This window comes from Nostoc cf. edaphicum LEGE 07299 (assembly GCF_015207245.1).
Classification (GTDB): Bacteria; Cyanobacteriota; Cyanobacteriia; order Cyanobacteriales; family Nostocaceae; genus Nostoc; species Nostoc edaphicum_B.
This window is the reverse complement of the sequence record NZ_JADEXF010000317.1, coordinates 1-5,345: the sequence shown is the minus strand read 5'-3', so window position 1 is coordinate 5,345 and position 5,345 is coordinate 1. Positions and strand designations below refer to the sequence as shown.

Sequence of the window (5,345 nt, the reverse complement as noted above, 5' to 3'; positions counted from 1 at the left end):
GCAGAGGAGGCAGGGGAGCAGGGGAGCAGGTGGTCACTGAGCGTAGCCGAAGTGGGAGCAGGGGAGAATAATCAATGCCCAATGCCCAATACCTAAAAGTTATTTTTCATTTCCCGTATCCGCGCAAAGGTTTGCACTCCATCGCTACCCTTAACGGTTGATTGTAATGATGGTTGATCCCAACGTAAAAAGGGATTTGTTCGCTTCTCCATTCCCAGCAGCGAGGGTATAGTGGCTTCTCCTCGACTACGATAAGTTTTCACTTCATTGAAACGTCTTTGTAAGTCGGCATTGTTGCCATCCACAGTTAGGGCAAATTGCAGATTTCCTAAAGTGTATTCGTGGGCACACCAGATACGCGTATCATCTGGTAAAGAGCGCAGTTTGCTTAAAGAATCCACCATTTGGGTTGGCGTTCCTTCAAACAAGCGACCGCAACCGCCAGAAAATAAGGTATCGCCGCAAAATAAATCGCCTGTCTCACCAGATTTTTCGGGGGGAAAGTAGTAAGCGATGTGAGCGCGGGTATGTCCGGGAACAAAAATAACTTCAGCTATGCAGCCTGCAAACTGGACGCGATCGCCTTGTTCCAAAAATACCTGCTGTCCGGGAATTCGTCCGCGATCTTCGACGCCACCGTAAACTGTTACTTGCGGGAAGTGTTCTATTAATTGCTGATTACCACCTACATGGTCGTTGTGGTGGTGTGTGTTGAAAATTGCCACCAACTCAGCTTTTAACTGTGCAAGTTGCTTTAGTACTGGTTCAGCCTCTGCTGGATCGACAACAGCAGCAATTTGTTGCTGGCGATCTACCAGCAAAAATATGTAATTATCTGAGAGTGCCTCAAGCCTGATTACTTCCATTACTTAATATCTCCCTTTCCAGTAAATACTTTGGAATTATCAGCAATCTTAAATATCTCAGTGAGAAAAGGTTGAGAAACCCCATGAATACTATGATAGTATACAACCGTAATAATACTTAAAATACACTAAGTAACTATAAATTATAATCTGGGCATATCAGTAAAATTTCTCTGGGAGGAAGTGTAAAAGCTAAGTTAGATTTATTCTGTTATTTTTACCCTAAATCTTCTGATTTACTCAAAAACCTAAAATTCAGTAATCAAGAAATTTTTATTTGTACATACTTACTAACTCTTAATACAAAACTTTATAGATTCACTTTGGGTTATTTATAAAAGATAGATGTTAATAACGAAAACATAGAATAATCAATCATGGTAAAAAAAATGAGCTTTCCAATTTTTTCTTTGCAGGTTCATAGATGAAGCTAATCCATACAACTAGCTGGTATTTTCCAGATTCATCAGGTGGTGTTGAAGTATACTTAGATTCACTACTGCATGGCTTACAAGTACATGGACTCGCAAGTGTTGTTGCTGCTCCTCAACAAGGTACAGAGGAAGATACTTACGAATATAATGGCATCTCAGTTTATCGTTATCCTGTTTTTCCTAACCCCAGTAAGAGACAGGTACACAAACAGCTACCCCACGGAGGCTTTAAAACTTTTGCTAATTGGCTAGAAAACAATCGAGCCGATGTATACCATCAACATTCATGGCGATTTGACTGCGGTTTACATCATCTTGCTCTCGCCCGCGAGTTAGGAATGGCTACTGTAGTTACTGCCCACATGCCTGAGCCTATATGTCTGCGTGGTACGATGATGCGTTGGGACAAAGAACCTTGCGATGGGCTGATTGATTCTGTTAAGTGTAGTCAATGCTTAGAAGTACCAAAGCAAGTAGCACCTTGGATGCTCAAGGCTTTAAGCCGAGTTCCCTTGGATGTTGGGGTAGCAGCAGAAACAAAATTACTGACCTCTAAAAGTTTTAAGCTACGCCTACTTGGTAAAACTCTTGGCATTCCTACTCTAGTGTCTCAACATAGACGCAATTTGATGCAACTAGCAAAACTAGCCGATCGCATTGTTGTAACAAGTAATTGGCAATACAATGCTTTTCTTGCAAACAACGTTCCTCCCGAAAAACTTACTATCTGTCGACAAGGTGTTGCTAACACTTTCAAACGCGAAGTAACACCAAACAAACTACAAAACTCTACATTAAAAATCGGCTTTTTGGGTCGCTGGCAAGAAACTAAAGGGGTACAAGTTTTAGTAGAAGCGGTACATAGTCTACCGAATGATGTATCTGTAGAGTTAATTATTCATGCTACTCATCCGGGAAAATACGGTGCTGCCAATCGTGAAAAAGTTATGACGATCGCGAGCAGCGATCGCCGGATTCGGATTGCTGAACCACTTTCACGCGAAGCAGTACCAGAGGCATTAGCAGGTTTCGATATACTAGCAATACCGTCGCAGTGGTTAGAAACTGGGCCGATAGTTGCTTTAGAAGCACAAGCTATGGGCGTTCCCATACTAGGTTCAAATTTAGGAGGAATTGCTGAGTTAGTCCGTCACGGCATCGATGGTTGGTTAGTTCCAGCGAAAGATGTCCAAGCATGGGCTGAAGCGATCGCCACTTTAGCCAAAGACACCGATCTACTTGCTTTCTTACGTAAAGGTATCCAGCCTGTGCGGACAATGGACACTGTCGCTTCAGAGATGGTAGGACTTTATAAGGAAATTTTAGCAATCAATAAAAAACATTTTTCCTATTGATTGACTGAATACTGCCTATCAGGAAAGCAATTTTCCAAAATTATTTGATTTCACAAGGATTTTTATGAAAGTAATCCAAGCAATTGCTCGTTATTTTCCACAGTCATACGGTGGCACTGAGGTATATGTAGACAATTTGGCACAAGGGCTGCAATTGCATAAAATAGAAAGCGTCGTTGCAGCCGCTGAGGTTGGAAGACAGGAAGTTACCTCTTACGATTACAACGGTGTAGAGGTTTATCGCTATCCAGTATTTCCCTCCCCTACCGATGCCCAGTTTCACCAAAAAGAGCTACCAGGTGGGTTTGACTATTTTTCCCGGTGGCTAAAAGCGCACAAAGCAGATTTATACCACCAACACTCTTGGCATTGGCACTGCGGGCTGCACCATCTCGCGCTCGCCAAAAAGATAGGAATGCCCACAGTGTTGACAGTTCATATGCCTGATATTATATGTCTGCGCGGTACGCTGATGCTAAACGGGCTTTCGCCTTGTGAAGGGCTGAAAAGCGAGGTTGGCTGCGGATACTGCTATGGCGTTCCCGAAAAAGTGCCAGAGTGGGCAGTCCGGGCATTGAGTCAAATTCCTCTGTCTGTAGCTACAGCAGCCAAGAACAAATTGCTAAAGTCACCGACTGTTCAGTTGCACCAGATGGGCAGAGCGCTGGGCTTACCTTCTTTGGCGAAGTATCACCTAACTAAACTGCGACAGATGGAGCATCTGATCGACCAGATTGTGACACCGTGCCAGTGGAGTTACGATGCTTTGATAGTCAGTGGCTTGTCAAAAGAAAAATTAGTTCTCTGTCGGCAAGGTGTATCTAGTTCCTACCCACAAATAAAAACACAGACAAAACGCCAAGAAGGTGTTTTAAGGATTGGCTTTTTAGGGAGGTGGCACACGACGAAAGGAGTGGAAATCTTGGTAAAAGCAATGCAAGGCTTGCCGACTAATCTACCTGTAGAATTGGTGATTCATGGCATACTTCAGGAAGATACAGGCAGAGACATTCGAGACAGGGTTTTGGAAATCGCTGCTCGTGACAGCCGGATTCGCATTGCCGAGCCTCTTTCACGCTCTTCCGTCCCAGAGGCACTGGCGAGTTTCGATCTATTAGCAGTACCATCGCAATGGTTAGAAACCGGACCTTTAGTAGTTCTCGAAGCCCAAGCTGTTGGTACTCCTGTAATTGGTTCAAATTTAGGAGGAATTGCTGAGTTAGTCCGTCACGGAATAGATGGTTGGTTAGTTCCAGCCAAAGATATCCAAGCATGGACTGAAGCGATCGCCACTTTAGCCAAAGACGGCGATTTACTAGCTAAATTACGTCAAGGTATCCAGCCAGTACGTACAATGGATACTGTTGCCTCAGAGATGGTGGCACTTTACCATGAAATCTTAAAAATTCCTCAAAAAACTTTGTATATTGATGGACTGACACCTAATTTCTTATGAATAAACAAAATAAAAAATTAAAGGTTTCAATCCTCACGCCTAACTTTTCTAAAGGTGGAATTGACAGAGCATATTTGCTAAGTCAAATTTTTAAAAAATTAAATTATGAAGTAGAAGTATTAGGATTTTTATTTGGAAAAAATATTTATCCAGAGCCACCATCTGATCTAGCAATTTTCTGTTTACCAGGCTGCGATTATCCACAATTGTTCGGTTCTGTCAGGCAAATTTTAAATAAGATAGATGGAGATATTATCTGTGCTGTTAAACCAAAACCCACAAGCTATGGTGTAGCTTTAATTAACAAAATCCGCAGCCATAGACCAGTGATTTTAGATATTGATGATTGGGAATTAAGTTGGTATGGTGGCGATGAGTGGCAGTATCGCCCTAATTTGAAACAGCTAGCTAGAGAACTTCTAAAAAAAGAAGGTGCTTTAAGGAATCCAGACCATCCACTTTACTTAAAGTGGATGGAGTCATTGATTAATCATGCCGACGCTATTACAGCAGACACTCAATTCTTGCTGAATCGTTTTGGTGGTATTTATATACCCAATGGCAAAGATACTTGCTTATTTGATCCCCAAAAGTACGATCCGCAAATCAGTCGCCAAAAATATGGTTTAGCTGAATACCGCGTTCTCATGTTCCCTGGTGCGCCTCGACCACACAAGGGTCTAGAGGATGTTTTAATGGCACTTGACCAGTTACAAGAATCCGACTTCAGGCTAGTAATTGTTGGTGGTAATCCTTACGATAACTATGATGAACAGTTGATTGAACGCTGGGGACAGTGGATTATTATGCTGCCTCAAACGTCAATAGAACAAATGCCGGAAGTAGTGTCTGCGGCCCATATTGTGGTAGTTCCTCAACGAGATACATCTGTGGCAAGGGCACAATTTCCGATTAAACTCATGGATGGTATGGCAATGGCAAAGCCAGTTTTAGCAACACGAGTAGGAGATATTCCCGAAATTTTAAATGAAGTTGGTTATTTAGTCGATCCAGCCTCTCCAGAACAAATTGCAGAACAAATTAAATTAATATTTCAGGATTTAGAGGCAGCTAACGAAATAGGTAAAAAAGCGAGAGATAGATGTTTAGAAAAATATAGCGTAGAAAAAATGGCATCTACTATGGAGTCGGTAATTGCCAATTTATAAACAATAAATTGATTAATTAATTGTCCAAAAATTGATATTCAGCAACTCAAACAATTAGCTAAATT

At 41.9% G+C, this 5,345-nt stretch carries 4 protein-coding genes; 3 read left to right on the top strand and 1 reads right to left on the bottom strand.

The annotated features are described in order from the left end of the window. Positions 1 to 92 precede the first annotated feature (92 nt). The gene (gene gloB, locus IQ229_RS11455) at positions 93 to 866 is read right to left on the bottom strand and encodes a hydroxyacylglutathione hydrolase (RefSeq protein WP_194043789.1); all 774 of its coding nucleotides are present in this window, start codon (positions 864 to 866) and stop codon (positions 93 to 95) included. A gap of 424 nt (positions 867 to 1,290) precedes the next feature. Here gloB and IQ229_RS11450 point away from each other — a divergent pair, with 424 nt between their 5' ends. The 3 genes from IQ229_RS11450 (at position 1,291) to IQ229_RS11440 (ending at position 5,280) form a co-directional block, all read left to right on the top strand. Beyond that, the gene (locus IQ229_RS11450) at positions 1,291 to 2,655 is read left to right on the top strand and encodes a glycosyltransferase (RefSeq protein WP_194043787.1); all 1,365 of its coding nucleotides are present in this window, start codon (positions 1,291 to 1,293) and stop codon (positions 2,653 to 2,655) included. 64 nt (positions 2,656 to 2,719) lie between these two features. Further along, positions 2,720 to 4,111, top strand: coding sequence for a glycosyltransferase (locus IQ229_RS11445; RefSeq protein WP_194043785.1), 1,392 nt, complete (start codon positions 2,720 to 2,722; stop codon positions 4,109 to 4,111). Continuing rightward, positions 4,108 to 5,280, top strand: coding sequence for a glycosyltransferase family 4 protein (locus IQ229_RS11440; protein WP_194043783.1), 1,173 nt, complete (start codon positions 4,108 to 4,110; stop codon positions 5,278 to 5,280). The genes IQ229_RS11445 and IQ229_RS11440 overlap by 4 nt, the downstream gene beginning before the upstream one ends. Positions 5,281 to 5,345: the final 65 nt, after the last annotated feature.

Bases quoted from the DNA above. Each gene is read 5' to 3' on its own strand.
- gloB (WP_194043789.1), bottom strand. From the start codon at position 866: ATGGAAGTAATCAGGCTTGAGGCACTCTCAGATAATTACATATTTTTG.
- IQ229_RS11450 (WP_194043787.1), top strand. From the start codon at position 1,291: ATGAAGCTAATCCATACAACTAGCTGGTATTTTCCAGATTCATCAGGT.
- IQ229_RS11445 (WP_194043785.1), top strand. From the start codon at position 2,720: ATGAAAGTAATCCAAGCAATTGCTCGTTATTTTCCACAGTCATACGGT.
- IQ229_RS11440 (WP_194043783.1), top strand. From the start codon at position 4,108: ATGAATAAACAAAATAAAAAATTAAAGGTTTCAATCCTCACGCCTAAC.